This window comes from Saccharothrix sp. CCNWYY140 (genome assembly GCF_037401995.1).
Lineage (GTDB): Bacteria > Actinomycetota > Actinomycetes > Mycobacteriales > Pseudonocardiaceae > Actinosynnema.
The window spans coordinates 1-26,101 of record NZ_JBBEGC010000107.1 but is presented as its reverse complement, the minus strand read 5'-3'; the positions used below and the strand labels follow the sequence as shown (position 1 = coordinate 26,101).

Annotated in this window: 24 protein-coding genes; 16 read left to right on the top strand and 8 right to left on the bottom strand. The window is 71.6% G+C overall.

Annotation, left to right across the window (positions count from 1 at the left end; genetic code table 11):
- The first annotated feature begins 277 nt into the window (after window positions 1-277).
- The 6 genes from WBN91_RS31205 to WBN91_RS31180 are packed head-to-tail and all read left to right on the top strand — an operon-like array spanning window position 278 to window position 6,460.
- Window positions 278-820 (top strand): (2Fe-2S)-binding protein, encoded by a 543-nt coding sequence (locus WBN91_RS31205; protein ID WP_337724953.1) that lies wholly within the window; start codon window positions 278-280, stop codon window positions 818-820.
- Window positions 817-3,285: a xanthine dehydrogenase family protein molybdopterin-binding subunit gene (locus tag WBN91_RS31200; RefSeq protein ID WP_337724954.1), complete on the top strand. Its 2,469-nt coding sequence runs from the start codon at window positions 817-819 to the stop codon at window positions 3,283-3,285. The genes WBN91_RS31205 and WBN91_RS31200 overlap by 4 nt, the downstream gene beginning before the upstream one ends.
- Window positions 3,282-4,136, top strand: a complete 855-nt coding sequence (locus WBN91_RS31195; protein ID WP_337724955.1) for an FAD binding domain-containing protein — start codon at window positions 3,282-3,284, stop codon at window positions 4,134-4,136. Before WBN91_RS31200 ends, WBN91_RS31195 begins: the two co-directional genes overlap by 4 nt.
- A complete protein-coding gene (locus WBN91_RS31190) occupies window positions 4,133-4,762 on the top strand; it encodes an SRPBCC family protein (RefSeq protein ID WP_337724956.1) in 630 nt (209 codons plus the stop codon). The genes WBN91_RS31195 and WBN91_RS31190 overlap by 4 nt, the downstream gene beginning before the upstream one ends.
- 29 nt (window positions 4,763-4,791) lie before the next feature.
- Window positions 4,792-5,850 carry a CapA family protein gene (locus WBN91_RS31185; protein ID WP_443217830.1) on the top strand — a complete coding sequence of 353 codons (1,059 nt, stop codon included), beginning with the start codon at window positions 4,792-4,794 and terminating at the stop codon, window positions 5,848-5,850.
- Window positions 5,851-5,902: 52 nt separating this feature from the next.
- Complete coding sequence (locus tag WBN91_RS31180) at window positions 5,903-6,460, top strand: Uma2 family endonuclease (RefSeq protein ID WP_337724958.1); 558 nt, start codon at window positions 5,903-5,905, stop codon at window positions 6,458-6,460.
- On the opposite strand, the gene WBN91_RS31175 is transcribed toward WBN91_RS31180, so the two are convergent.
- Entirely contained in the window at window positions 6,461-7,348 is an 888-nt protein-coding gene (locus WBN91_RS31175) for a LysR family transcriptional regulator (protein ID WP_337724959.1), read from the bottom strand. It abuts the gene before it with no gap.
- A 51-nt stretch (window positions 7,349-7,399) separates the two neighbouring features.
- Between WBN91_RS31175 and WBN91_RS31170 the strand changes: the two genes are divergently transcribed.
- On the top strand, window positions 7,400-8,077 hold the full coding sequence (locus WBN91_RS31170; RefSeq protein ID WP_337724977.1) for a type 1 glutamine amidotransferase domain-containing protein: 678 nt from the start codon (window positions 7,400-7,402) through the stop codon (window positions 8,075-8,077).
- Window positions 8,078-8,100: 23 nt separating this feature from the next.
- Here the strand turns inward: WBN91_RS31170 and WBN91_RS31165 are convergent, their stop codons facing one another.
- From WBN91_RS31165 to WBN91_RS31155, 3 genes are all read right to left on the bottom strand, one after another.
- Window positions 8,101-9,033 (bottom strand): o-succinylbenzoate synthase, encoded by a 933-nt coding sequence (locus tag WBN91_RS31165; RefSeq protein WP_337724960.1) that lies wholly within the window; start codon window positions 9,031-9,033, stop codon window positions 8,101-8,103.
- Between the two features lie 10 nt (window positions 9,034-9,043).
- The gene (locus WBN91_RS31160; protein WP_337724961.1) at window positions 9,044-9,625 is read right to left on the bottom strand and encodes a hypothetical protein; all 582 of its coding nucleotides are present in this window, start codon (window positions 9,623-9,625) and stop codon (window positions 9,044-9,046) included.
- A 1,037-nt stretch (window positions 9,626-10,662) separates the two neighbouring features.
- Window positions 10,663-12,324: a DNA repair helicase XPB gene (locus tag WBN91_RS31155; protein WP_337724962.1), complete on the bottom strand. Its 1,662-nt coding sequence runs from the start codon at window positions 12,322-12,324 to the stop codon at window positions 10,663-10,665.
- 211 nt (window positions 12,325-12,535) lie between these two features.
- Here WBN91_RS31155 and WBN91_RS31150 point away from each other — a divergent pair, with 211 nt between their 5' ends.
- From WBN91_RS31150 to WBN91_RS31135, 4 genes are all read left to right on the top strand, one after another.
- On the top strand, window positions 12,536-13,192 hold the full coding sequence (locus WBN91_RS31150) for an LppU/SCO3897 family protein (protein ID WP_337724963.1): 657 nt from the start codon (window positions 12,536-12,538) through the stop codon (window positions 13,190-13,192).
- Between the two features lie 253 nt (window positions 13,193-13,445).
- The gene (locus WBN91_RS31145) at window positions 13,446-14,240 is read left to right on the top strand and encodes an LppU/SCO3897 family protein (RefSeq protein WP_337724964.1); all 795 of its coding nucleotides are present in this window, start codon (window positions 13,446-13,448) and stop codon (window positions 14,238-14,240) included.
- 76 nt (window positions 14,241-14,316) lie between these two features.
- Entirely contained in the window at window positions 14,317-14,787 is a 471-nt protein-coding gene (locus WBN91_RS31140) for an LppU/SCO3897 family protein (protein ID WP_337724965.1), read from the top strand.
- 123 nt (window positions 14,788-14,910) lie between these two features.
- Window positions 14,911-15,819, top strand: a complete 909-nt coding sequence (locus WBN91_RS31135) for a DUF3824 domain-containing protein (RefSeq protein WP_337724966.1) — start codon at window positions 14,911-14,913, stop codon at window positions 15,817-15,819.
- 102 nt (window positions 15,820-15,921) lie between these two features.
- On the opposite strand, the gene WBN91_RS31130 is transcribed toward WBN91_RS31135, so the two are convergent.
- Window positions 15,922-16,788, bottom strand: coding sequence for an ABC transporter substrate-binding protein (locus WBN91_RS31130; protein WP_337724967.1), 867 nt, complete (start codon window positions 16,786-16,788; stop codon window positions 15,922-15,924).
- 555 nt (window positions 16,789-17,343) lie between these two features.
- Here WBN91_RS31130 and WBN91_RS31125 point away from each other — a divergent pair.
- The 4 genes from WBN91_RS31125 to WBN91_RS31110 are packed head-to-tail and all read left to right on the top strand — an operon-like array spanning window position 17,344 to window position 22,452.
- Window positions 17,344-20,670, top strand: a complete 3,327-nt coding sequence (locus WBN91_RS31125; protein ID WP_337724968.1) for a nitrate- and nitrite sensing domain-containing protein — start codon at window positions 17,344-17,346, stop codon at window positions 20,668-20,670.
- A complete protein-coding gene (locus WBN91_RS31120; RefSeq protein ID WP_189221129.1) occupies window positions 20,667-21,086 on the top strand; it encodes a roadblock/LC7 domain-containing protein in 420 nt (139 codons plus the stop codon). Before WBN91_RS31125 ends, WBN91_RS31120 begins: the two co-directional genes overlap by 4 nt.
- Window positions 21,087-21,116: 30 nt before the next feature.
- Window positions 21,117-21,866 carry a DUF742 domain-containing protein gene (locus WBN91_RS31115; protein WP_121223424.1) on the top strand — a complete coding sequence of 250 codons (750 nt, stop codon included), beginning with the start codon at window positions 21,117-21,119 and terminating at the stop codon, window positions 21,864-21,866.
- A complete protein-coding gene (locus WBN91_RS31110; RefSeq protein ID WP_033432210.1) occupies window positions 21,847-22,452 on the top strand; it encodes a GTP-binding protein in 606 nt (201 codons plus the stop codon). Before WBN91_RS31115 ends, WBN91_RS31110 begins: the two co-directional genes overlap by 20 nt.
- 61 nt (window positions 22,453-22,513) lie before the next feature.
- Here the strand turns inward: WBN91_RS31110 and WBN91_RS31105 are convergent, their stop codons facing one another.
- The 3 genes from WBN91_RS31105 to WBN91_RS31095 all read right to left on the bottom strand — a co-directional run bounded on the left by WBN91_RS31105 (window position 22,514) and on the right by WBN91_RS31095 (window position 25,620).
- Window positions 22,514-22,681, bottom strand: coding sequence for a hypothetical protein (locus WBN91_RS31105; RefSeq protein WP_337724970.1), 168 nt, complete (start codon window positions 22,679-22,681; stop codon window positions 22,514-22,516).
- Between the two features lie 116 nt (window positions 22,682-22,797).
- A complete protein-coding gene (locus WBN91_RS31100) occupies window positions 22,798-23,091 on the bottom strand; it encodes a hypothetical protein (protein ID WP_337724971.1) in 294 nt (97 codons plus the stop codon).
- Window positions 23,092-23,376: 285 nt separating this feature from the next.
- Window positions 23,377-25,620, bottom strand: coding sequence for a helicase-associated domain-containing protein (locus tag WBN91_RS31095; protein ID WP_337724972.1), 2,244 nt, complete (start codon window positions 25,618-25,620; stop codon window positions 23,377-23,379).
- 84 nt (window positions 25,621-25,704) lie between these two features.
- Between WBN91_RS31095 and WBN91_RS31090 the strand changes: the two genes are divergently transcribed.
- A complete protein-coding gene (locus WBN91_RS31090) occupies window positions 25,705-25,890 on the top strand; it encodes a hypothetical protein (RefSeq protein WP_121223421.1) in 186 nt (61 codons plus the stop codon).
- Window positions 25,891-26,101 lie beyond the last annotated feature (211 nt).

The following is a 26,101-nucleotide window of genomic DNA, read 5'->3' as shown; positions in this document are numbered from 1 at the left end:
CTGCACCCGACCAAAAGCGTGGTAGCCCTTCGGGCAGGCCATACGGGGATGACACAAGCAAGAAGCCCAGGTAGGGGTGTGCCGTGCGGCAGCTTCGTGAAAAGCGTGGCGTGCGGCTTTGCGTGTGGGGGCGTGGTGTGGGTGGTGGTTGAGGTGGTCGGCGGGTGTGGGTGGGGGGTGATCACCCGGTTGGGATGGGGGCGGGGGGTTGTTTGACGTGGCAACTGGTAGCAGGCTCGGGTGTGGCCCCCATCACCACCACAGGCTTGGAGGGTTCATGCGGATCACCGTCACCGTGGACGGGGTGAGTTACAGCGACGAGGTTGAGCCCCGGACGCTGTTGGTGCACCACCTCCGCGATGCGCTCGGCAAGACGGGCACGGTCGTGGGTTGCGATACCAGCAACTGCGGGGCGTGCACGGTGCACCTTGATGGGCACAGTGTGAAGTCCTGTTCGGTGCTTGCGGTGCAGGCCAACGGGCGGGAGGTCACGACCGTTGAAGGGTTGGCCCGTGACGGGCAGTTGCATCCCGTTCAGCAGGCGTTTCACGACAACCACGCGCTTCAGTGCGGCTTCTGCACGCCCGGCATGATCATGCAGGCGCTGGACCTGCTGGCTGAGGATCCCGATCCGGACGAGGACGCCGTGCGGCACGGGCTCGAAGGCAACCTCTGTCGGTGCACCGGGTACCAGAACATCGTCAAAGCGGTTCGGGACGCAGCCAAGAGGATGAGTCCCGGGGTCGGTCCTGAGGCTGAGCAAGTTGACGAACAGCGGCTTGTCGACCGGGCGCCCCAGCACCTGGGTGGTGGGGAATGACAGCCACTGCCGAGCCGGAGATCGGTCGGGCCAGGCGGCGCAAGGAGGATGCGCGGCTGGTCACCGGTGCCACCAAGTGGACCGACAACATCCAGCTCACCGGCATGTTGCACATGGCGTTGTTGCGCAGTCCGGTGGCGCATGCGCGGATCACCTCGTTGGACGTCACGGCGGCGGTGACCATGCCGGGGGTGCTGGCCGTGTTGACCGGGCGGGACCTGGCCGATGAGCAGGGCAGTCTGCCGTGTGCGTGGCCGATCACCGAGGACATGCTGGCCCCGCCGGCGCCTTCGATCGCGGTGGACGAGGTGAACTTCGCCGGTGAGGTCGTGGCGGTCGTGGTCGCGCGGACTGCTGCCGAGGCGCATGACGCGCTGGAGGCGGTGGACATCGACTACGAGGACCTGCCGGTCGTGCTCGACCTGGAGGCGGCGGTCGCCGAGGGTGCGGACCTCGTGCATCCCGACCTGGGGTCCAACAAGAGTGCGACCTGGGTGTACGACTCGGCGGAGGCAGGCACCGGCAGCGACGTCGAGCAGGCCATCGCCGAGGCCGAGGTCGTCATCGAGCGGACGTTCCGGCAGCAGCGGTTGATCCCCGCGTTCATGGAGCCACGGTCGGTCGTGGTCGACCCCTCGGCGGACTCGGTCACGTTGTGGTCGTCCACGCAGATCCCGCACATCCTGCGCTGGATGCTGGCGGCCACGGTGGGCGTTCCCGAGCACAAGTTGCGGGTCATCGCGCCCGACGTCGGTGGCGGGTTCGGCGGGAAACTCCAGGTCACGCCCGAAGAGGTGCTGACGCTGCTGGTCGCGCGCCGGCTCGGGAAACCGGTGAAGTGGACCGAGTCGCGCACCGAGTCCATGCTGTCCGCCCACCACGGTCGCGACCAGGTGCAGAAGATCGTCCTCACCGCCAAGCGCGACGGCACGGTCACCGGCCTGCGCGTGGAACTGCTCGCCGACATGGGCGCGTACCTGCGGCTGGTGGCGCCGGGCGTGCCGATCCTGGGCGCGTTCATGTACAACGCGATCTACAGGTTCCCGGCCTACAAGTTCATCTGCCACAACGTCTTCACCAACAAGACGCCCACCGACGCCTACCGGGGCGCGGGCCGGCCCGAGGCCACGTTCGCGATCGAGCGGATCATGGACGAGCTGGCCGCCGAACTGGGCGTGGACCCGCTGGAGCTGCGCAAGAAGAACTGGATCTCGCACGACGAGTTCCCGTTCGACACGGTCGCGGGCCTCACCTACGACAGCGGCAACTACGAGGCCGCCACCGCGCGTGCGGTGGAGCTGTTCGGCTACGACGCCCTGCGCGCGGAGCAGGACGAGCGGCGGGCCAACGGTGACCCGGTGCAGTTGGGGATCGGCATCTCGACCTACACGGAGATGTGCGGCCTGGCGCCGTCCCGCGTGCTCGGCGCCCTGCGGTACGCGGCCGGCGGCTGGGAGCACGCGTCCATCCGGATGCTGCCCACCGGCAAGGTCGAGCTGATCACCGGCACCTCGCCGCACGGCCAGGGGCACGAGACGGCGTGGAGCCAGATCGTCGCGGACCGGCTCGGTGTGCCGTTCGAGGACGTCGAGGTGCTGCACGGCGACACGCAGGTCGCGCCGCGCGGCCTGGACAGCTACGGGTCCCGGTCGCTCGCGGTCGGTGGCACGGCGATCGTGCTGGCGGCGGACAAGGTGCTGGCCAAGGCCCGGACCGTGGCCGCGCACCTCATGGAGTGCTCGCCGGACGACGTGGACTTCAAGTCCGGCACGTTCTCCGTGCGCGGCACGTCCACCACGATGTCGCTGGGTGACGTGGTGGTGGCCGCGCACGTCGGGCACAACCTGCCCGAAGGCGTGGAACCGGGGCTCGACTCCGACGCCGCGTTCGACCCGGTCAACTTCTCCTTCCCGCACGGCACCCACCTGTGCGCGGCGGAGGTCGACACCCGGACCGGGCAGGTCACCATCCGGTCCTACGTGTGCGTGGACGACGTCGGCAAGGTGGTCAACCCGCTGATCGTGGAGGGCCAGGTGCACGGCGGGCTCGCCCAGGGCATCGCGCAGGCCCTGTTCGAGGAGGCCGTCCACGACGAGGGCGGCACGCTCACCACGGCCACCTTCGCCGACTACCTGCTGCCCTCGGCGGCCGACCTGCCGCACTTCACCACCGACCGCACCGAGACGCCGGCGGAGTCCAACCCGCTGGGCGTCAAGGGTGTCGGGGAGGCGGGCACGATCGCGTCCACCCCGGCGGTGGTCAACGCCGTCATCGACGCCGTGCGGCACATGGGCGTCAACGACATCCAGATGCCGTGCACGCCCATGCGGGTGTGGAAAGCGTTGCAGGGCAAGAAGGTCGAGACCCCGGCGACACCCGGTGCGGGCGGCGGCCTGGGTTCGATCGACGCGCAGGGTTCGAGTGACGTGCGGGGTTCGAGTGACGTGCAGGGAGGTGGCGCATGATCCCGGCCGCGTTCGACTACGTGGCGCCCAGGTCGGTCGAGGAGGCCGTGCGGGCGCTGGCCGAGGGCGGGGAGGACGCCAAGGTGATGGCCGGCGGCCAGAGCCTGATCCCCGTGCTGCGGATGCGCCTGGCCGCGCCGACGCTGGTGGTGGACCTGTCCGGGCTCACGGAGCTGACCGGCGTGCACGACGAGGGCGAGTCGCTGCTCATCGGCGCGCTCACCACCCACTACGAGGTCCAGCGCGACCACCTGGTCCGCGAGCACGCCCGGCTGCTGTGCCTGGCCACCGACACGGTGGCGGACCCGCAGATCCGGCACCGGGGCACGTTCGGCGGCGCCCTGGCCCACGCAGACCCGGCCGGCGACCTGCTCGCGCCCGCGTTGGCGCTGGACGCCGTGATGGTGTGCCGGGGTCCCGAGGGGACGCGGGAGGTGCCGGCGGCGGAGTTCTTCGTCGACTACTTCACCACCGCCCTCGCCCCGGACGAGCTGCTCACCCACGTGCGGGTGCCCAAGCTGCCCGGCTGGGGCGCGCACTACGAGAAGTTCAACCGGGTCGCGCAGGCCTGGTCGATCGTGGCGGTGGCGGCGGCGCTGAAGGTGTCCGGCGGGGTGATCGCCGAGGCCCGGGTGGGCCTGACCAACATGGGGCCGACGCCCGTGCGGGCCAGGGGCGTGGAGGAGGCGCTGGTCGGGCAGCCGGCCACCGCCGAGGCCATCACCACGGCCGCCACGCGGGCTGCGGAGGGCACCGACCCGGCGACCGACGGCAACGCCGACGCCGAGTACCGCACCCACCTGGCCCGGGTGCTCACCGAACGGGCGGTGACCGCCGCGGTGAGCGCATGAAGCTCGAACACCGGTTCACAATCCCCGCGCCCGTGCCGGACGTGTGGGCGGCCCTGCTCGACCCGGAGCGGGTGGCGCCGTGCATGCCCGGCGCCACCCTCACCGACGTCGAGGGGCCGAAGTTCAGCGGCACCGTCAAGGTCAAGCTCGGCCCGGTCACCTTGCTGTACAAGGGGTCCGGGCAGTTCACGTCGGTGTCCGAGGACGCGCACGCGGCCGTGATCAAGGCGTCCGGCAAGGACAGCCGGGGCAACGGCACCGCGTCGGCCACGGTCACCGTGACGCTCAACCCCTCCGACGAGGGCACGGCCGTGTACGTGGTGACCGACCTGGCCGTCACCGGGCGGCCCGCGCAGCTCGGGCGCGGGCTGATCACCGAGGTCAGCGGCCGGATCGTGGACGAGTTCGCCGATTGCCTGGCGACGCGGCTCGTGCCGGGGGAGGCTGAGGAGGTGACTGCTCCCCCTTCGCAGGCCTCCCGGCCGCGGTTGAGGGCCGTGCCCGACGAGCCGCTCGACCTGCTGGAGACGGCGGGCGTGCCGGTGCTCAAGCGGGTGCTGCCGGTCGCGGCGGCGGCCCTGGCCGTCGTGTTCCTGGTGGGCCTGCGCCGCAGGCGGCGGCGCTGAACGCGCTCCGCAGGCGGCTGGCGTGGTTGGTGCCGGTCGCCTGCCTCGTCGCGGCCTGCACCGGGTCGCCGGTGGTCATCACGTCCTCCCGACCCGCGCCCACGACGTCCTCCGCGCCACCGCTGCCGTCGTTCACCCTGGCGGCAGGCGGCGACATCCTGATCCACCCGGCCCTGACCGAGCAGGCCGACGCCGACGGCGCCCGCGACTTCGTGCCGCTGCTGGCCGGGCTGCGGGAGGCGATCGACGCGGACCTGTCGATCTGCCACCTGGAGACCCCGCTGTCCGCGCCCGGCGCCCCGACCTACGGCTACCCGGCGTTCAGCGCGCCACCGGAGGTCGCGACGGCCCTGAAGACCATCGGCTACGACTCCTGCTCGACCGCGTCCAACCACACCCTGGACCGGGGCTCGGGTGCCATCAAGACGACCCTGGACGTGCTGGACGCGGCCGGCCTCGCCCACACCGGTTCGTTCCGCTCGCCGGAGGAGTCGGCCACCCCGCTGCTGCTGGACGCGCGCGGGGTGAAGGTCGGGCACATCGCGTTCACGTACGGCTTCAACGGCATCCCGCTGCCCAAGCCGTGGATGGCCAACCAGCTGTCCGTGGAGGGCGTGCTGACCGCCGCGCGCGCCGCCCGGTCGGCCGGCGCGGAGGTCGTGGTGGCCAGCCTGCACTGGGGCGCGGAGTACCAGCACGAGGCCACCGAGGAGCAACGCGAGATGGCGGCGGCGATCCTGGCCGACCCGGCGGTGGACCTGATCATCGGGACCCACGTGCACGCGGTGCAACCGATCGAGCAGATCGGTGGCAAGTGGGTCGTGTACGGCATGGGCAACGAGGTGGCCCGCCACTCCGAGCCGCGGGGGATCACGGAGGAGGGCATCGTGACGCGCTTCAAGTTCGAGAAGGACGCGTCGGGGTGGAAGGTCGTGGCGGCGGAGTACGTGCCGACGCTGGTCGAGTTCGGCCCGCCTATCCGGGTGGTGGACCTGACGCGGGTGGAAAAGACCCCTCGGCGTGTGGAGGCGTTGCAGCGCACCGAGAGTGTGGTTTCCAGCATGGGCAGCACCATCACCCATCGGTGATCACCGGAAAGAGGTACTGTATTCCTGAATTGATCAGGGCACTGTCGTTGGTGTGTCGGTTTTGTTGACGGTGGCCGAGTACGCGGAACTCGGTGAGGTCGAATTCGGCTACACGGAGCTGAGGGCAGGGCGCATCCTGTTGTCGCCGAATCCGTCGGTTGCGCACAACCGCGCCGTGGGCGAGCTCGCCGCACAGCTGAAGATCCAGTTGCCCGAAGAACTGCTGGTCATCCACGCCATCGACCTCGACCTCGAGCTCAACCCGCCCGGTGCGCCGGGGTTCTCCCGCCGGCCCGACCTCATGATCGTCCGGGGTGCGGCGCGGCGGCGGGTGGAGGAGGAAGGTGGGCTGATCCGGGCGTCCGAGGTCGAGGTCGTCATCGAGATCGTGTCGCCCGGGTCGTACCGCACCGACTACGTGATCAAACGGGAGGAATACGCCGCCGCCGGTATTCCGCGGTACTGGATCGTGGACCTGGCCGACCCGATCTCCCTGGTCGATTGCCAATTGGCCGGTGAATTCGGTTACCAGCAGGCCCCGGACGTGGTCGGCAAGTTCGAGACGACCGCTCCCTGCGCGATTTCGTTGCGCATCGACGACCTGGTCTGATCACCAGGTCCGGCCCTCGCGCAGCAGCACCTCCCGGACCAAGGTCACGTGCCGGTTCGGGGTCGCGCCCGCCCGTTGCGCCAGGTAAGTGGTGTTGATCGGCGGGTCCTCGGGGTCCAGCAGGGGGACGAGGGCGCCGGAGGCCAGTTCCTCGGCGCACAGGTAGCGGGGCAGGACGGTGATCCCCGCGCCCGCCACCGCGGCCGACAGCACGCCGCGCAGGTCGGGCATCACGACGGCCGCCTGGGTGGTCAGGCGGATGCCGAACACGTGCCGCCAGTAGCGGCGGGCGATGGGGAGGTCCTCGGCGTAGGTCAGCAGCGGCGCCTCGGGGAGTGCGTCCGGTGTCAGGTGCGCCCACCGCGGGGCCGCCACCAGCACGAACTCCTCGTCCATCACCGGGACGGCGGTCAGGGTGCGCCCGCGCGGGCGCAGGGTCGAGATCACCAGGTCGAACCGGCCCGCCCGCAGGCCCTCCAGCAGCTCGTCGGTCAGGCCGGTGGTGATCCGCAGCCGCAGGCCCTCCGCCACGTGCGGCGCGAGCGCCGGCAGCACCCGCAGGCACAGGATCTCCGCCGGACCGGCCAGGTGCACCGGTTCGGGCGGCGCGGCCGGTCGGCCCCGATCCAGCACCGCCGTCAGCTCGTCCAGCGGCCGGGCCACCTCGGCGGCCAGCTCGTCGGCCACGGACGTGGGCCGGACGCCGCGCGGCAGCCGCTCGAACAGCTGTCGCCGCAAGCGCTGCTCCAGCAGGCGGACCTGGCTGGTCACGGTCGGCTGCGACAGCCCGAGCACCCGGGCCGCCGACGTGAACGACCCGGCCCGGTGCACCGCCAGGAACGTCCGCAGCAGCGCCAGGTCCAACCCATCAGCAGGCTTATGGGACATGGTGACGATCCTATTGGTGATCCGATGGCACTGCGGCCTACCGTCGAGGACATGGCAAAGATCCTGTTCGTGCTGACCGGCTCCGACCGTTGGACCCTCGCCGACGGCACCGCCCACCCGACCGGCTTCTGGGCGGAGGAGTTCGTCGCGCCCCGCCGGACGTTCACCGAGGCCGGCCACACCGTCGTCGTCGCCACGCCCGGTGGTGTGGTGCCTCCCGTCGACCGGGGCAGCCTGTCCGCCGACGCCAACGGCGGCCAGGCGCAGGCCGACGCCGTCGCGGCGGAGCTCGGCGGAGCCGTGGAACTCCGGGAGCCGCTCAAGCTGGAGGACGTCGACCTCGCCGACTACGACGCCGTCTTCTACCCCGGCGGCCACGGCCCGATGGAAGACCTCGCGGTGAACGCCGACTCCGGCCGCCTGCTGACCGCCGCGCTGCGCGCCGGGACGCCGCTGGCCGTGCTGTGCCACGCGCCCGCCGCCCTGCTCGCCACCGGTGACGCGTTCGCGGGCTACCGGGTCACCGCGTTCACCAACGAGGAGGAGAAGCTCGCGGGCCTGGCGGACCGGGCGAAGTGGCTGCTCCAGGACCGCTTGGTGGAGTTGGGTGTGGACTTCGTGGCGGGGGCGCCGTTCCAGCCCCACGTCGTCGTGGACCGCAACCTGTACACCGGCCAGAACCCGGCGTCCTCGGGTCCGCTGGCGAAGCAGATGCTGGAAGTCCTCTAACCGGAGTCGGATCCGGAAGTCCTCTAGCCGAGCCGGATCCGGGCGACGCGGTCCAACCACTTGCGCGTGGTGGCCTCGTCGGCGGCGAACTCGGCGAACCGGTCGGGCACGGGCGCGGTCCGCGGCACCGGCAGCACCCCGTCCACCGGCACCAGGGACGCGGTCGCCACGTCCCCGTCCAGCAGCGGCAACGTGCCGAGTCCGCAGGCGAAGTCCAGTTCCGGCAACGCGCCCGCGAGCGCGAGCCCGGCGGCCATCCCGACCGACGTCTCGACCGCCGACGACACCACGCACGGCAGCCCGCACGCCTCGGCGACCTCCAGCGCACGCCGCACCCCGCCCAGCGGGGCCACCTTGATCACCGCAACGTCCGCCGCGCCGGCGACCGCGACCTTCAACGGGTCCTCGGCGCGGCGGATCGACTCGTCGGCGGCGATCCGCACGTCCACCCGCCGCCGGACCTGGGCGAGGTCGTCGAGCGACGGGCACGGCTGCTCGACGTACTCCAGTCCGCCGGCGGCCTTGTCCAGTGCACGGATGGCCTGCACGGCGGTGTCCACGTCCCAGGCCGCGTTGGCGTCCACCCGCACGGCTCCCTTGGGCCCCAAGGCGTCCCGCACCGCCGCGACCCGGTCGAGGTCGTCGGACAGCGGCGTCCCGGGGTCGGCGACCTTCACCTTGGCCGTCGCGCACCCGGAGGCGGCGACGATGGCGTGGGCCCGCTCCGGCGACACCACCGGCACCGTGCAGTTGACCGGCACCGACTCCCGAACCGGCTCCGGCCACCCCCGCTCGGCGGCCTCGACGGCGGTCTCCCACCAGGGCAGGCACTCGGCGTCGTCGTAGTCGAGGAACGCGCAGAACTCACCCCACCCACGCGCCCCTTCGACCAGCACCCCTTCCCGCACGGTGATGCCGCGGAACCGGTTGCGCAGTGGGATCGCGTAGACGAACACCCACGGCAGCCTAGTTCGCCCGCGAGTTGTTGCTCCCGCTGCCCGCCGGTCCCCACACCGGCTGGATCGGGTCGAGGGCGGCAAGCCTCCGTATCGCTCTCTCCGCCAACACCGGGTCGTCACCCTCCTCGTGGGCGATGCGCAGGGCGTCGGCGAACTCGTCCAGCCGCCGGTCCAGATCCGCCAGCGCCCGGGTCGACTCGGCGATCTCGGCAGCCAGCCCGGCTCGGTTCTCAGCGCGGGCGAGGGCGTCCCGGACGCCGAGGCTCTCCCGCAGGGCGACCAACGCCCGCCACAGCAACACTTCCACGTGGTCCAGCCGAGCCGAGCCGCCTCCTTCGCTCACCGCGAGAAAGTGCTCACACCACCGCCGAGCCCGCCGCCGCTGCTCAGGATCGGCGAACTGCTCGCAATGCACGACATCCCGCCCCGACGCCGCCACCACGACATCCCACTCGGCCACCCGCCCCGGCACGACCGCCGCCAAACCAACAACCCCCACCCCCACCGCGACCGCCCACCAAGCAGCCAACGGCACCCCCACCGCCACCACACCCACCACGGGCACCACAACGGCGACGACTAATCGCACCCTCACCACCCGAGCCCGCCGACCAGCCCGCCCCACAAGCCCCGCCGCCTCAACCCCAGGCCGCCACACCCACCACCGAGGCAAGGACCGCCCCCGAACCACAACCGCCATCCCAGGCCCACCACCCAGCCACACCACGCAGCCCAGCCACGCAGCCACCCGCAAACCCCACAACCCCCGCAACAGCCAACCTATCGCCCACCCCAGCCCACCCCACGCCGCCCGCCCCACACCCCGCCCGCCTGGCACACGCCCCGCCTGGCACACCCCCGCCCGCCTGACACACGCCCCGCCCGCCCGGCACCGACGCCCCGCCCGCCCGGCACCGACGCTCTGCCCGCCCGGCACGGACGCTCTGCCCGCCCGGCACGGACGCTCTGCCCGCCCGGCACGGACGCTCAGCCCACCCGGCACGGACGCTCAGCCCACCCGGCACGGACGCTCAGCCCGCAGCACGACCCTTCCGCACGGCCTGCTCGCCAATCCGAGCCTCGCCCGGCTTGCTTGACCTCCACGGCCCGGCGCCACCTGCCCGGCACCGCACCCTGCCCCCACAGCGCGCGCCCTGCCGGCGACGCGCGCTCTGCCCGCGTGGCCTGCCCAGCGCCGCCCAGTCCTGCCCGGCCAGCGCCCAGTCCTGCCCCGGCCAGTCAGGCTCCGCCTGGCCCGCTGCCCAGCCCGGCCCTGCCTGCCTGCCCGGCCCTGCCTGCCCGGCCCGGCCCTGCCTGCCCGGCCCGGCCCTGCCTGCCTGCCTGCCCGGCCCTGCCTGCCCGGCCCGGCCCGGCCCTGCCTGCCTGCCCGGCCTGCCTAGCCTGCGCCTGCCCAGGGCCTGCCCGGCCCGCGCCAGCCTGCCCATCCGGCTTGGCCTGCCGGTCCAGCCAGCCCCGGCTCCCCAGCTCCCCGGCCGGCCCGGCCGCTCGCGCCGCCGGGGGCCGGTTCACTTCCCGCCGTCCCCGCGACCTCTCCACAACACGGGACGCGCGACCGGCCATTCGGTTTCAGATCCTGCATGTCACTCGATCGAGTGGTCCTCAGCGTCAGCCGATTTCGGGGAGCTTCGGGCCCAGCAGGTCGTCCGCGTCCACGATCTTGTACGCGTACCCCTGCTCCGCCAGGAAGCGCTGCCGGTGTGCCGCGTAGTCCGTGTCCAAGGTGTCCCGCGACACCACCGAGTAGAAGTGCGCCTGGCGCCCGTCACCCTTGGGCCGCAACAACCTCCCCAGTCGTTGCGCCTCCTCCTGCCTGGAGCCGAACGTGCCGGACACCTGCACCGCCACCGACGCCTCCGGCAGGTCGATGGAGAAGTTCGCCACCTTCGACACCACCAGCGTCCGCAGCTCGCCCCGTCGGAACGCGTCGAACAGCGCCTCGCGCTCCTTGTTCTTCGTCGAACCCTGGATCACCGGTGCGTCCAGTTCCTGGCCCAGCGTTTCCAGCTGGTCCAAGTAAGCGCCGATCACCAGGGTCGGCTCGCCGGCGTGGCGGTCCAGGATCGCTCGGACCACCGGGAGCTTGGTGCGGGCCGTCGAGCAGAGCTTGTAGCGCTCCTCGGCCTCGGCGGTCGCGTATTCGAGGCGTTCGTTGTCGGTCAGGGTGACCCGGACCTCGGTGCAGTCCGCGGGGGCGATCCAGCCCTGCGCCTCGATGTCGCGCCACGGCACGTCGTAGCGCTTGGGGCCGATGAGGGAGAACACGTCGCCCTCCTGGCCGTCCTCGCGGACCAGGGTCGCGGTCAGGCCCAGGCGGCGGCGGGACTGGAGGTCCGCGGTCATCCGGAACACCGGTGCGGGCAGCAGGTGGACCTCGTCGTAGACGATCAGGCCCCAGTCGCGCGAGTCGAACAGCTCCAGGTGCTTGTACTCGCCCTTCGACTTGCGGGTGATCACCTGGTAGGTCGCGATGGTGACCGGCCGGATCTCCTTGCGCTCGCCCGAGTACTCGCCGATCTCCTCCTCGGTCAGCGACGTCCGGGCCACCAGCTCCCGCTTCCACTGCCGACCGGCCACGGTGTTGGTCACCAGGATCAACGTCGTCGCCCGCGCCTCGGCCATCGCCGCCGCCCCGACCAGGGTCTTGCCCGCGCCGCACGGCAGCACGACCACGCCCGAGCCGCCCGCCCAGAACGCCTGCGCCGCCAGCCGCTGGTAGTCGCGCAGCTGCCAGCCGTCCTCGACCAGGTCGATGGGGTGGGCCTCGCCGTCGACGTACCCGGCCAGGTCCTCGGCGGGCCAGCCGATCTTGAGCAGCAGCTGCTTGAGCCGCCCGCGTTCGCTGGGGTGGACGACCACCGTGTCGGCGTCGAGGCGCTCACCCAGCATCGGCTTGACCTTCTTGTGCCGGAGCACCTCCTCCAGCACCGCGCGGTCCAGCGAGCTCAGGACCAGGCCGTGGGCCGGGTGGTTGGTCAGCTGGAGCCGGCCGAAGCGGCCCATCGTGTCGACCACGTCCACCAGCAGCGGCTGCGGCACGGGGTAGCGGGAGAACCGGACCAGCGCGTCCACCACCTGCTCGGCGTCGTGCCCGGCGGCGCGCGCGTTCCACAGCGCCAGCGGCGTGACGCGGTAGGTGTGGACGTGCTCGGGGGCGCGCTCCAGCTCGGCGAACGGCGCGATGGCGGTGCGCGCGTCGTCCGACAGCGGGTGGTCGACCTCCAGCAGCAGGGTCTTGTCCGACTGGACGATCAAAGGGCCGTCGGTCACGAGAACGCACTCCTGTCGTTGGCGTACCCCCAGTGTTCCAACCGGGTGCAAGTCGATCGCATTCCGCGATCAGATTCGTCACCGTCCGCGCACGGACTCGGTTTGGTAAATCTGCCGCCACCCGGTTGGGGTAGTGGATAACGTGCCAAACCTTCCCGCCATGCCCCGACGCATGGACTTCCGGGGATCCCCGATGTGAACGAAGGTCACCATGAGCACGGACGCGCCCGCGCCCAACCCGAACTACCCGCCGCCCCCGCAGCAGCCGCCGTTCCCGCCGCAGGGCGCGATGCAGCCGGGTCCGATGCAGCCGGGTGCGATGCCTCCCGGGCCGCCGCTGCCGCCCCCGGCGCCGCAGAAGAAGAAGTCGAACATCGCGGTGCGCATCCTCACCTCGATCGCCGGCCTCGTGGTCGCGGCCCTGGTCATCTACGGCTTCAACTACTTCACCAGCGACGCCGCCCAGACCAAGGCGGGCGACTGCGCGAGCGTGACCGGCACCACGACCAAGCCGGAGTACAAGACCGTCGCCTGCGGCTCGGCCGAGGCGAACTACACCGTGGGCAAGGTGCTCGGCGGCACGGGCGAGTCGTGCGGCAGCGAGAACTACGACCAGTACACCGAGACCGCCCGCCGCGGCCCGGACTCGAAGCTGTGCCTGGTCCCGATCATGGCCGAGGGCAACTGCTACCAGCTGGAGGGCAGCTCGATGGGCTACCCGAAGGTGGACTGCTCGTCGTCCGGCGCGTACAAGCTGGTCAAGAAGGTGGAGGGCTCCGCCGACGAGGCCGCCTGCACCGACGCCGCGCCGCTGACCTACCCGGAGCCGAAGCTGACCCTCTGCTTCGCCCCCGGCGAGAACGCCTGATCGCGACCCGATCGCAAGAACGCCCGATAGCAAGACGGGCCTAGCGCCCAACGGCTGCCGCTCACCCCACGCGGGTGGGCGGCAGCCGCGTTTTCGGCCCCTGAGCGCTGCCGGAACGGGTGAGCCCGGTGCGGAGCGCCTGAGCGCGGACGGAAACGCCTGAGCAGCGGGCCGGGTGCGCCTGATCGACGGGCCGGGGGCGAGTGCCGCTACCTTCTGGGGCGTCACGTGCACCCGTCCAGCGAGGATGACCATGAGCGACGAGCCGAGCCGGCCCGAGCACGGCGGCGAGACCAAGCCGGACACGACGAACGACGCCACCACCCCGGAGGCCGCTCCCGGCAACACGGCCCCTGGCTCCGAACCGATCGGCTCAGAAACGATCGTTCCGGATCCGATCGTTCCGCAGTCGAACGCTGCGCCGTCGAACGTCTCGGGTAGCAGTGCCGCCGACGCCGAGCCGCCGGCCGGTGAAGCCGCCGCGTCGCGCTACCTGGTCACGCCGGACGACGAGGACGCCGCACCCGCCCCCGCTTCCGCCGACGGCGGCGCGAAGCGGAAGGTGCTGATCAGCGTGCTCGCCGTCGTGGCGGTGGCCGCGATCGCCGTCGCCGGGTACTTCGTCCTCAGCGAGCGGGCCACCGCGGACGCGGGTGACTGCGTCAGCATCGGCCGCCAGGACGAGAACAACCGGGCCGACGTCAAGACCCTCGACTGCGACGAGGACGACGCCTCCTACAAGGTCGGCAAGGTCCTCGACAAGTCCGACGACGCCTGCCCCGAGGAAGGCCTGTACACCGAGGTGTCCCCGGCGGACGGCGAGGGCGACGGCTACAAGCTGTGCCTGCTGCCCAACATGTCCGAGGGCGCCTGCTACAAGCCCGACGACGGCACCGGGTTCGTGAAGACCGAGTGCACCGGCCCGGAGACCATCAAGGTCACCAAGGTGATCCAGGACTCCGTGGACCTGTCCCAGTGCCCCGACAGTGCGGGCATGTCCTACCCGGAGCCCAAGGTCACCTACTGCCTCGCACCCGCGGAGCTGTAGTCCCCGCGTGTCGGGCGTGACCACTTTGCGGTGAACCTCGTCAACCCGGCGGGCGGCCGTGCCGATGTCGTAGACCATGCGGAAGATCGGATGGGTCGTCGTCGCGGTCGCCGTCGTCGCGGTCGGGTACTACTCGCTGCTGATGATGGCCGGTGAGGACCGGGCGCCACGTCCGCAGCCGGGTGAGTGCGCGCACATCGAGGGTCGCCCGGAGGCGCCCCGGTACCGCACCACCAGCTGCGCGGACGACCAGGCCAACGTCAAGATCGCCAAGGTGGTCGACGTCGACGCGGAGTGCCCGCAGGGCGGCGCTCCCTACACCAAGTACACGTCCTCGCACACGCTGTGCCTGATCCCCAACTTCGTCGAGGGCAACTGCTACGGCCGGGACAAGCAGGCGGGCCTGCGCAAGGTCGACTGCACGACCGCCCAGTCGGTCCGGGTGGTGAAGGTCGCGCACGGCACGCCCACGACGTGCGAGCCGGACCGGGCCGTGGCCTACCCGGAGCCGTCGGTCACGTTCTGCCTGGCCAAGAGCGGCGGCTGACGCGGGCGGTTCGGCGGGGGTGTGCCGCGTCGCACGTCCGCGCCCGGGATGCGGGGAATCCGCTGCGGCGGGTCGCGCGGCGGCGGTACGTTCCGGCTCGCCCGAGCGTCGAGAGGAACCTGCGTGACCACGCCCCCGAACCCGCCCTACGGCCCGCCGCCCGGAGGCAACCCGCCCGGTGGCTACCCGGCCGGCGGCAACGTGCCCGGCGGCAACGTGCCCGGTGGTTACCCGCCTGGTGGTAACCCGCCCGGCTACCCGCCGTCCCAGCCGCAGGGCTTCCCCGCGCAGCCGGGCCAACCGGGGTACCCGCCGCCCTACCAGCCGCAGCCGGGCAGCCAGCCGCCGCCGTACCAGGGGCAGCCGGGCGCATACCCGCCCCCGTACCAGCCCCAGCCCGGTCAGCCCGGCACCGGCCCGTTCCCGCAGCAGCCCGGCCAGCCCGGCGCGTTCCCGGGCCAGCCGAGCGGCGCCTACCCGCCCCCGCCGGGCCAGTCGGAGTTCCCCGCGCCGCCCCAGCAGAATACCTCGAAGGGCGCGAAGATCCTGATCGCGCTGGTCGCCCTGGGCATCGTGGGTGTCGTGGTCGCGGGCCTGATCGCGAGCAGGGACAGTCCGGGCAGCGCCGACGCGGGCGACTGCATCAAGGTCAACTCGGTGTCCGTGTCGAAGGCCGACGTCGACAAGATCGACTGCTCCTCCCCGGAGGCCGCGTTCAAGGTCGCCGTCAACCTCGACAGCAGCACGAAGGCGTGCCCGACCGGCGACTACGCCGAGTACCGCGACAGCGGCGGCCGGCGCAGTGACGGGTTCAAGCTGTGCCTGGTGCTCAACGCGAAGTCCGGGGAGTGCTTCAAGCAGGAAGGAACGATTGTCGCGGCCAAAACCACCAAGGTGACCTGTGGTTCTTCGGCCACGCACAAGGTGACCAAGGTCGCGAACACCGCGGACGAGAACCAGTGTGAGAGCGGCGACACGGTGTACGTCTACTCACAGCCCGCGACGACGATCTGCATGAGCGAGACGAAATAGGCGAAGGGGCCTTCCACGATCAAGTGTGGAAGGCCCCTGGAAATCAGCCACAGCGTGCGACCAAGCGGTCGCTCAGCGCTAGTCGGCGGCGTTCGCCGGGTGCTAGTTCGTGGTGCCCGGTGGCAGCAATCCCTGGACGTCGAGGCGGCCCGGGAGGACGTCCTCGGTGTCCATCATGTCGGCCACCCGCTGGAGCCGGATGGGGTTGAGCGACAGCGGGAACGTGCCGACCGACACCAGGGCGGCGGTCTGCTGGTCGACGTCGACGTAGCCGGTCAGCGCGTCCTGCACGCCCAGCTTGTTGTTCGACGCGAGCTGCTGCGCCTCCCGCAGGACCTGCCGGAACAGGGCCAGCGTCTTGGGGTTGGCGTCGGCGAACTTCTTGCTCGACGCGTACCCGGACATGGGGAAGTCCTTGGTGGGGCCGACCGCGGTGTCGGTGACGATCCGCGCGCCGACGTCCTTCTGGGCCTTGGTGATGAACGGCTCGGTCATCCACGCGGCGTCGACCTGGCCCGCCCGCAGGGCGTTGACCATCTGGTCGAACGGCATGACCCGCAGGTTGATCCGCTGCTTCTCGATGCCGGCGGTGTCCAGCACGGCCTTGGTGGTCAGCGCGCCGATGTCCTTGTCGCTGTTCACGGCGATGCGCGGGGCCTCGATGGCGGCCGGGCTGTCGTACTCGGCGTCGGTCGTGACCAGCGCCATCGTGTTGACGCCCGCCTGGTAGGCCTCGCCCTGGAGCTGGAGCTGCGTGCCCTCGGCGACCGTGCGGAACAGGTTCACGTGGCTGGCCCACGTGATGTCCAGCGTGGTGTCGAGCTGCTTGAGGCCCTCTTCCTCGCTGCTCAGCGTCACGAGCTGGACCGACAGGCCGGCCTTCTCGAACAGCTTCTCGTTCGTGGCGAGCTTGAGCGGGGCCACGTCGACGACGGGCATCACACCGATGCGCAGTGTGTTGCGTTCCACTTCGGGGGTGTCGTTGCTAGCGGTCCCGGGGAGCAGCCCACAGGCCGTCAGGGTCGCGGCACACGCGAACAACGCTGCCGCACGCCGTAGAACACGCGCTGGGGTTGGCATGGCACCTCTCGCCGCACGACCTCTTGAGCCGGTCCTATTGATCAACAGAATTCTCGGCCAGAAACGCCGATGCGGGGGATGGTAACCACCCGGAGGTGTGAAACGACAGTCCCGGCAGATACGGTGAGTGCTTCCGGAGTCTTCCCCGGGGCAGGGGTGCGGCACTACGCTCACCGGCCGGGTGGCACAAGGTCCAAGCGGACCGTCGTGTCCCCTCCGGGGTGGGGTGGCCTAGCCGGCGCTACCACCTCTGTGCTGCAATTCGGCCCACTTTTCGTGTCCATGCTTCGGTCCGGGGGAGAGGCCGGGGAACACTGCTGCCGGAAGAGGAAGCCCAGGGTGGCCCGACGAGAGAGAGGTCCCAGCCAGGCTGGCGTGGGGATGCCCCCACGCTCCGATAGCCCCGGAACGGGTGACGGACTGGCTGCGTTGCGTGATGGAACTGTGACCGAGTCAACGGGCGCTGGGCCGAGCACCGACGTGCGGAAGAAGAACGCCGCCACCGCGGCGGGCTGGCGGCTGCGCAACTGGAAGCTGCCGACCAAGCTGGCCGCCGTGCTGCTCATCCCGACTGTCGCGGCGCTGGCGCTGGGCGGTCTGCGCGTGCAGTCCGACCTGGGGGACGCGACCGAGTTCAACCGGCTCGCCAACCAGATCCAGCTCGAGGCCGCGGTCGCCGACCTGGTCCAGCAGCTCCAGCGCGAACGCGACCTGAGCGCGAGCCACGTGGCGTCGGGCAAGCAGCTCGACCGCGTCGTGCTCGACCGGCAGCTGCGCCGCGTCAACGACACGTCCGACGCGCTCAAGACCAAGATCACCGAGCTGAGCGGCGACCTCGACGACGACGTCGTCGCCCGGTTCCGCCGCGCCTCCGAGCAGCTGACCCGGCTCAACAGCCTGCGCAACGCCGTCCGGGACACCGCCTACCCGTCCGACGCCGTGCTGCGCACCTACTCCGAGTCCGTGGAAAGCCTCCTGGACCTCGGCGAGCAGGCCATCGCGGGCATCAACAACCCCGAGCTGGTGCGACTGCACCTGGCCACCAACGCGATCGCCCGCGTCAAGGAGCAGGAGTCGCGCAAGCGCGGCATCATGCTCGACGTGTTCCAGCGGGGCGCCTTCGGCCCCGGCCAGACCCGCGCGCTGCTGGCCGCGAACGCCGAGCTCGACGCCGCCCGCAACGACTTCCGCAAGTCCGCGACGCCCGAGCAGGCCAAGATCTACGACGACACCGTCACCGGTCTGATCGTCGACACCGCGAACGACATGCAGGAGTCGGCGCTGAACCTGGCCGCTGCCGGCAAGGGCCTGTCGTCGCTGCGCCCGGAGAAGTGGGACATCGCGTCCACGCTGACCGTCAACCTCACCCGGGACGTCGAGAACCTGCTGCTGGAGCAGCTCCAGAACCGCACCGACGAGCTGACCGGCGAGGCCCGCACCGCGGCGCTCTACGACTCGATCCTCGTCCTGGGCGCGCTGCTGCTGGCGATCGTGATGGCCCTGTTCGTGGCCCGCTCGATCCTCAACCCGCTGCGCACCCTGCGCCGCACCGCGCTCGAGGTCGCCGACCACGGCCTGCCGGACGCGGTGGCCAACATCCTCAAGGACCCGAACCCGCAGGAAGCGGCCAAGACGGCCATCGCGCCGGTGCCGATCACCACCCGCGAAGAGGTCGGCCAGGTGGCGCGGGCGTTCGACGCGGTGCACGGCGAAGCGGTCCGGCTGGCCGCCGAGCAGGCGCTGCTGCGCGACAACGTCAACGCGATGTTCGTCAACCTGTCCCGCCGCTCGCAGGCCCTGGTCGAGCGCCAGCTCAACCTGATCGACCGGCTGGAGCAGGACGAGCAGGACCCCGACCAGCTGGCCTCGCTGTTCGAGCTGGACCACCTCGCGACCCGCATGCGCCGCAACTCGGAGAACCTCCTGGTCCTCTCCGGCACCGACCTCTCCCGCCGCCTGACCCGCCCGGTCCCGGCCGCCGAGGTCCTGGGCGCCGCGGTGTCCGAGGTCGAGCAGTACGCCCGCGTGCAGGTCGGCCAGACCCCGGAGCTCACCGTCCAGGGCCGCGCCGTCAACGACCTCGTGCACCTGATCGCCGAGCTGCTGGACAACGCGACCGCGTTCTCCGACCCGGTGACCAAGGTGACCGTGCGCACGGCCCGCACCCGCAAGGGCGAGCTGGCCATCGAGATCCAGGACCGCGGCGTCGGCATGGCCGAGCAGGAGATCTCCGACGCCAACGAGCGCCTGGCCGACCCGCCCGAGGTCGACGTCGCCGTGTCCCGCCGCATGGGCCTGTACGTGGTCGCGCGGCTGGCCAAGCGGCACGACATCAAGGTCCGGCTGCGCGCCAACGAGGACATCGAGGGCGGCACCACCGCGCTCGTCGTCGTCCCCGACACCCTGGTGTCCTCGCCCGGCGCCGCCGCGGCGGCCCCGACGGTGTCGGCGTTCGGCGAACCCCAGGTGTCCGCGTTCGGCGAGCCCCTGGCCGGCGGGTTCGGCGAACCCCTCGGCGGCGGCTCGCTGGGCGGCTCCCTCGGTGGTTCCCTGGGCGGCTCGCTCGGCGGCTACTCGAACCCGGCGGAGCGCAACAGCGGCATCGCGGGCGCCTTCACCGCGTCCACGCCGCGCGTCGAGGACGAGCCGGCCTTCCCGGTCAGCTTCGTGCACAGCGACGCCGAGCCGGACGCGGCGGCGCCGCCGTCCTTCGGCGAGACGCCCGCGGAGACCCCCGCCGAGATCTCCCAGCCGTGGCTGCCGGTCGACGACGGGCTCACCGGGCGCGACGTCGACAACGAGCCGTCCGGCTCCTTCGGCGAGCCCACGCTGTTCACCGCCTACTCCGACCGCCACGAGGACGAGGACGCCGACCAGCACGGGTTCGAGACGACCCAGTTCGCCCCGGCCATCGAGAGCCGGCTCGCGGGCGAACCGCTGGTGGACGCCTTCGCCGACCACCCGGAACCGCAGCAGGTGGAGCCCTCCCGGCGCAACGGCTCGACGCCGCACGCGCCGGAGCCCGCCGCCGCGGCGCCCCCCAGCCGGGACGACCTGGACGCCCCCACCGAGCGGCTGCCGATCTACGAGGCGGTCCTCTCGCAGTGGTTCCAGGCCGTGGGCAGCGAGACCAACGCCGCGACCGCGCAGGACGTCCCGCCGGCGCCGGAGCCCGCCGTGGAGGCTCCGCAGCCGCAGCCGTCGTCCCTGCCGACGCGCAAGCCCCAGCCGGTGCCCCCGGTCGCGCCGACCACGGAAGGCGGCCCGGCGCACCCGCCGGTCGCCCCGCGCGAGGCCGACCAGGCCCGGCCGTTCACCGAGGGCGCGGCCGGCCTGCCCAAGCGCCGGCCCGGCTCGGCCGACCACCTGCCCAAGCGCGCCGCGGAGGTGTCCCGCGTGACCGAGCCCGAGCCGGTCGTCGAGCCCGAGCCCGCCGAGGCCGACTCGGCCGAGGCGGTGTGGCAGTCGCCCGCCGACGAAGGCTGGCAGGCGGCCCAGGCCCTGCTCAGCAAGACCCCCGAGACCACGACACAGGCAGGGTTGCCCAAGCGGGTGCCCAAGGCTCAGCTTGTGCCGGGAAGCGCCGCTCCGAGGACCACCCCGTCCGCGGAACGGCAACCGCAGCAGCGGCCCCCGCTGCCCCCACGGAGCGCTGACGCGATCCGTGGACGCATGTCGAGTCTTCAGCAGGGCGTCCGTCGAGGGCGACACGCGTTGATCGACGCTTACGCTGGTGACATGTCGAGCCGGCAAGACGAGGAGCAGGAGTGACGACCGCAGCTCAGCCAGGCAGCTTTGGTTGGCTTATCACCGACTTCGTGCGCCGGGTTCCCGGTGTGGCACATTCCGTGGTCGTGTCGGCGGACGGGCTGCTGCTCGCCGGCTCCCAGGGACTACCCCGGGACCGCGCCGAACAGCTCTCCGCGGTCGCGTCCGGACTGGTCAGCCTCACGGCCGGCGCGGCGCGGTGCTTCGAGGCCGGTGCCGTCAACCAGACCGTGGTCGAGATGGAGCGGGGGTACCTGTTCCTGATGTCCATCAGCGACGGTTCGTGCCTCGCCGTCCTCGCGGCCCCGAACTGTGACATCGGTCTCGTGGCCTACGAGATGACCCTCCTGGTCGAGCGCGTCGGCCAGCAGCTCACCCCGGAGCTGCGCGCGCAGCTCCAGGGCGTGGTTCGGCGGTAGTCCTCATGAGATCGTGGGGGTGAGCGGTAAATGGCTGAACGATCTGGCGCCGGCGGACGCCGCTTCGGTAGGAACTTCAACTACCAGGAGTGGGCGGTCGGTGGCTTCCAATTCGCTGAGCCGGATGCCGACCCCGCAGAGGACGAGGAAGCCGAGCACGCATCCAACCCGTGGGCCGGTCGGCCGGCCGAGCCACCACGGGGAGAAGGCACAGGGCAGGGGCTAGGCGATATGTCTCAGCGTGAGGTTGACGACTCGTCGTACGACTACGACGACGTCCCCAACCGGTTCGACATCGACGGGTACGGCAGCGGCCTGTTCGGAGGTCCGGGAGCCGATCTGTTCGGTGCCCACGGCCTGCCCGACAGCGTGCCGGAACAACTGCCCTACGCGACCGGGCCGCAGCCGGTCGTGCGACACGAGGAGGACCCCGCGGCCGAGTCCGGCTCGCTGGTCCGCCCGTACACCCGGACCGGCGGTCGCACGCGGCCGGACTACGACCTGGCCATCGAGGCGCTGGTGTCCACCAGCGAGCGGGGAATGGAACGGGACGCGGCGGTCCTGCCGGAACACCGGTCCATCTGCGGCCTGTGCACCGACACGCGCTCGGTGGCGGAGGTCGCGGCGCACCTGCGGCTCCCGCTGGGCGTGGTGCGGGTGTTGATCGGTGACATGGCGAGCATGGGTTTGGTTTTGATTCACCAGGGTGGCTTGGTCGTGGGGGACCGGCCGTCCATTGAATTCCTTGAGAGGGTGCTCAGTGGGCTTCGCAGGCTCTAGCCCCAACGCGGCCGAAGGCGCTCGCAAGCCGACGACTTCCGCGAAGATCGTGGTCGCCGGTGGTTTCGGTGTGGGCAAGACGACGTTCGTCGGTTCCGTGTCGGAGATCGTTCCGCTGACCACCGAAGCGGTGATGACGGAGGCCAGCGCGGGTGTGGACGACTTGTCGGCGACGCCGAACAAGGTCACGACCACGGTGGCGATGGACTTCGGTCGGGTGTCGTTGGACCAGGACCTGATCCTGTACCTGTTCGGTACGCCGGGTCAGCACCGGTTCTGGTTCATGTGGGACGACTTGGTGCGCGGTGCGATCGGTGCGATCGTGCTGGTGGACACGCGGCGGTTGGCGGACGCGTTCGCGTCGATCGACTTCTTCGACGATCGGCAGTTGCCGTACGTGGTGGGTGTGAACTGTTTCGACGGTTTGCTGCACCACCGGATCGAGGATGTGCGGGAGGCGTTGACGATCGACCAGTCGGTTCCGATAGTGACTTGCGACGCTCGGAACCGGCAGTCGACGAAGCAGACGTTGATCACGCTGGTGGAGCACGCGATGCGCCAGTGGATGTCGGTGCGCGCGGGCTGATCCGCGGGATGTGGTGAAGGGCGGTCTCCCGGGTGGGAGACCGCCCTTCGCGCTGTCCGCGTCACCCCTGGGACGGCCCGCGCTGTTCGCGCAGCTGGGCCAAGCGGAAACCGACGACGAGGGCTTCGGTGCGGTTGTGCGCGTCTTCGCGGGCCTGCGCCATGTCACGCCCGGCAGCTCGGTCGCGGCGGGCCTTGGCGGCCTTCACGTCCTTCCAGGACCGGGCCATCGGCAGTTCCTCCCTCGCGTGTCCTACCGGGACCGGGTGAAGGGCGGTCTCCCGGGTGGGAGACCGCCCTTTGCCGTGCCCGCGTCAAGGCCGAGGCCCGGAGTCGGTGGGGCCGGTCAGTCGTCCCAGTCCCAGTCGTCGTCCCACTCGTCGTCGTGCCAGTCGTCGTCCCACCAGTCGTGGTGATCGTCCCACCAGTCGCCGTGGTCGTCGTTCCAGTGGTTCTCCTCGTTGTAGCACTCGTTGTGAGCGCCGCCGAAGACGATGCTGGAGACGATCACGTTGTTGCAGCCTTCTTGGTCGCCGCCGCGGTCTGGCGTCGCCGGCGACGCCGTGGCCGTAGCCGCGGACAGGGCCAGCGCGCCCGCCGCCGTCGCCGCGGCCAGCAGGACCCTTCGGATGATGGACATGCGCCACTCCTCTCGAGTTGGTTCTCGCACAGGGAAAACCCGTCTCGACGCTAGGTCACCGGAGCGGCACTGGCGGGTGGTCACGACTACCCGTACGGGCATCACGCAGGGTCGATGAGCGGCCCGCTCCGGGACGGCCTCGTCGTGGGAGACCGCCCGGGCGGGACCGGCGAGCGGGGTGACGCCCGCCCCTGGTGCGGCCCTGTGTCGGACGTTCTTGCCGCGCCTCACAAGCTAGAGCGCGGACGGGGACCCGGTGGGGTGCTCAAACGCCCCGAACGGGCATCACTCAGGGTCGTCTTCGACCAGGGCGGCCGACGTGATGCGGTGCAGCGGGAAGCGGCGGACCTCGCCGTAGCTGACGTCCACGCCCTCCAGCACGCCGCCGCCGACCACGTGCGGCTTGATCACCCGCCGGGCGGCCGTCCCGTGCCCGTCCACGAAGTCCACGAGCACACCGCGCCCCTCGCGCGCGGCCCGCTGCAACAGGTCCAGCGTCGCCGACGGACCGGCCCCGAGGTGACCGGGCACCGCGACCCGCGCGCCGCCCGTCGTGGCCGCCGCCCGGTCGCCCGCGCGCACCAGGCGCACCAGCTCGCCCAGCTGCTCGTCCGACGGCACCGTCGACACGGCCACCCGCCGCCTGCCCTTGCCCGGGATGCGCCGGCCCGCCACGCGCAGGTCCAGCACCCGCCCGTCCGGCCCCTCGGCGGTGGGCGCGAACCCGGCGGCCCGCAACCCGTCCACCACCTCGGCCAGGGGGTACGGGCTGACCAGCACGGTCGGCGCGATGCGGCGCAACTCCAGCCGCTCCGCCGCCGGGTGCGCCACGACCTCGGCCACCAGCACGGGGTCGTCGCAGCGCAGGAACGACCCGGCCGCCCCGCCGCGCAGCCGCCCGTGCTTGCGGGCGGTGTCGTCGATCAGGTAGGTCAGCGACTGCGGCACCGGCGTCTTGGACTTGGCCCGGAACAGCTCGTGCAACTCGGCCGCCGTCCGCCCGGCGTCGAACGCCCGCCGCACCGACCCCTCGTGCACCCGGTACACGGTCGCCCCACCGGCCGACTCGACGTCCGCGACCAGCGCGATGTCCTCCGCCAGCTCCGGCTCCAGGCGTCCCGGCGCGACGACCGTGAGGTCCGCCTGCACCAGCACGTGGTCCACCGGCGCGGGCAGGGCGTCACCCAACCTCTTCGCCGCCGGCCCGGCACCCTCGGACAACAACGTCCGCCCCTGCGCGGTCAGCGCACCCAACGCCAACACACCCACGGACGTGCCCTCGTCCACCGTCCACCGCACCAACTCGTCCCGCAGCCGACCACCCCGCCGAGGCGCCCGCCACGCCAACACGGCGGCCAGCTCGGCCACGTCCGGCACGGCCGTACCCGGCGGCAGCGCGGCGAGGGCGTCCAGGATGCGCCGGCGGTCCCGGGGCGCACCGGGTCGGTTCAGCTCGGGGGCCAGCGGGTTGAGCAGCCGGTCCCGGTCGTCACGCTGCCCGATCAGGCCCGGCAGCCGCGGCAGGTCCAGCCACGCCTGCGCCAACGCCGCCCACCGGTGCTCCGGGGCCGCGGTCAGCCAGGAGTCGGCCTGCGTGGTCGGCACCCACTCCGGCTCGGCACCTTCGCTGTCGGCCACCAGCCCCGCGTTCACGACCAGCTCGACCAGCAACGCGGCCCGCCGCTCGTCCACGTCGAGGTCCTTGGCGACCCGCCGCAACTCCCGCACCCCGACCCCACCGGACCGCAACACGGCCGGCGGCTCGTCCGACCACAGCGTCAGCAGCCCTTCGACGTGCCGGCTCAGCTCCAACGCCTCGCCACCGCCGGTGTTGTCCACGGTCGACGCTTCGCGCTGCACCGTCGTCAGCGGCGGCTCGGCAGTCTTGATCTCCCCCAACGGACGCTCACCGCGCACCTTGAGACCGATCTCACGCGGCAACTCGACGGTCAACGCGTCCCGCCGCACCAGCAGCCCCCGGGCCAGCAGCTTCTGGATCGGCGTCGTGGCGTTGGCCAGCGAGACGACGTGCGCGGCATCCTTGGTCTGCCCGACCGGCGGCCCAGCCGCCAACGCCCCCAACACCCGCCGCTCGTCCTCGCCCAACGCGCCGAGGTCCGCATCGGCGAGCGAGGGCACCGACCGCCCCAGCCCGCAGGGGAACGGGTTCACAGCGTCACGCGTGGCCGGCGGCGTGGACAAGCCGGAGGAGTCACCCCACACCAGCGCCCGGTCCTTGAGCAGCTCGACGGTGGGCCGAACATCCACGTCAAACATCCGGTCAAGGTCGTCGAGCGCGACCGGCCGCACGTCCGCGTCCAGCACCAACAGCGCTTCCAGGACGCTCAACGCCAACGTGTCGAGATCCTCACAAGCCCGAGAGACGGACGCGCGAGACCCGATCCGAGTGGCAAGCACAGTGACATCGGCCGGCGGCGGCGTGGCCAGGTCGGGCCGGGCACGCAACAGCGCCACGAGCGCGGAGTCCTCCTGCGCGCGCAGCCAGTCGGCGAGAGTGGAGCCGGACATCCCCACCACGGTATAGGGCCGCGCACGCGGGCGACCCGGTGAGGCACACTTGTCCCCGACCTGAAGCACCCCCGAGGAGGAACCGTGGCCAAGGCCCGCCCCGAGCGCATCGACCCGAACTGGCCGGAGCCGCCCGCGGACGGCAAGTACGCGGTGAGCGAACTGGCCAGCGACGTCCAGGGCGCTCTGTCCCCGTTCGGCAAGGTCACCTTCCCACTGCCGGTCGAGGACTTGGGCTACCACCACCCTGTGACCGAGATCAACCGCTGACAAGCCCCCGGGCAAGCACACGCACAAGCACAACGCCACTCCCCGCGCTGCCGCACCACTTCGTAAAGCAGCGCGGGCTTTGGCGCGCGCAGCACGGCTTTTCACGCGCGCAGCACGTTCTTTGCGCGCGCAGCGCGCGCCTTTCGCGCGCGGAGCGCGCGGTAGGTGTTACCTACAAGTGGAGGGCCTCGGTTCCCCCACCGTATGGCCT

Coding starts and splice junctions, on each gene's coding strand:
- WBN91_RS31205 (WP_337724953.1), top strand. CDS start 278: ATGCGGATCACCGTCACCGTGGACGGGGTGAGTTACAGCGACGAGGTT.
- WBN91_RS31200 (WP_337724954.1), top strand. CDS start 817: ATGACAGCCACTGCCGAGCCGGAGATCGGTCGGGCCAGGCGGCGCAAG.
- WBN91_RS31195 (WP_337724955.1), top strand. CDS start 3,282: ATGATCCCGGCCGCGTTCGACTACGTGGCGCCCAGGTCGGTCGAGGAG.
- WBN91_RS31190 (WP_337724956.1), top strand. CDS start 4,133: ATGAAGCTCGAACACCGGTTCACAATCCCCGCGCCCGTGCCGGACGTG.
- WBN91_RS31175 (WP_337724959.1), bottom strand. CDS start 7,348: ATGTCCCATAAGCCTGCTGATGGGTTGGACCTGGCGCTGCTGCGGACG.
- WBN91_RS31170 (WP_337724977.1), top strand. CDS start 7,400: ATGGCAAAGATCCTGTTCGTGCTGACCGGCTCCGACCGTTGGACCCTC.
- WBN91_RS31150 (WP_337724963.1), top strand. CDS start 12,536: ATGAGCACGGACGCGCCCGCGCCCAACCCGAACTACCCGCCGCCCCCG.
- WBN91_RS31145 (WP_337724964.1), top strand. CDS start 13,446: ATGAGCGACGAGCCGAGCCGGCCCGAGCACGGCGGCGAGACCAAGCCG.
- WBN91_RS31140 (WP_337724965.1), top strand. CDS start 14,317: ATGCGGAAGATCGGATGGGTCGTCGTCGCGGTCGCCGTCGTCGCGGTC.
- WBN91_RS31115 (WP_121223424.1), top strand. CDS start 21,117: ATGGCTGAACGATCTGGCGCCGGCGGACGCCGCTTCGGTAGGAACTTC.
- WBN91_RS31105 (WP_337724970.1), bottom strand. CDS start 22,681: ATGGCCCGGTCCTGGAAGGACGTGAAGGCCGCCAAGGCCCGCCGCGAC.
- WBN91_RS31100 (WP_337724971.1), bottom strand. CDS start 23,091: ATGTCCATCATCCGAAGGGTCCTGCTGGCCGCGGCGACGGCGGCGGGC.
- WBN91_RS31095 (WP_337724972.1), bottom strand. CDS start 25,620: ATGTCCGGCTCCACTCTCGCCGACTGGCTGCGCGCGCAGGAGGACTCC.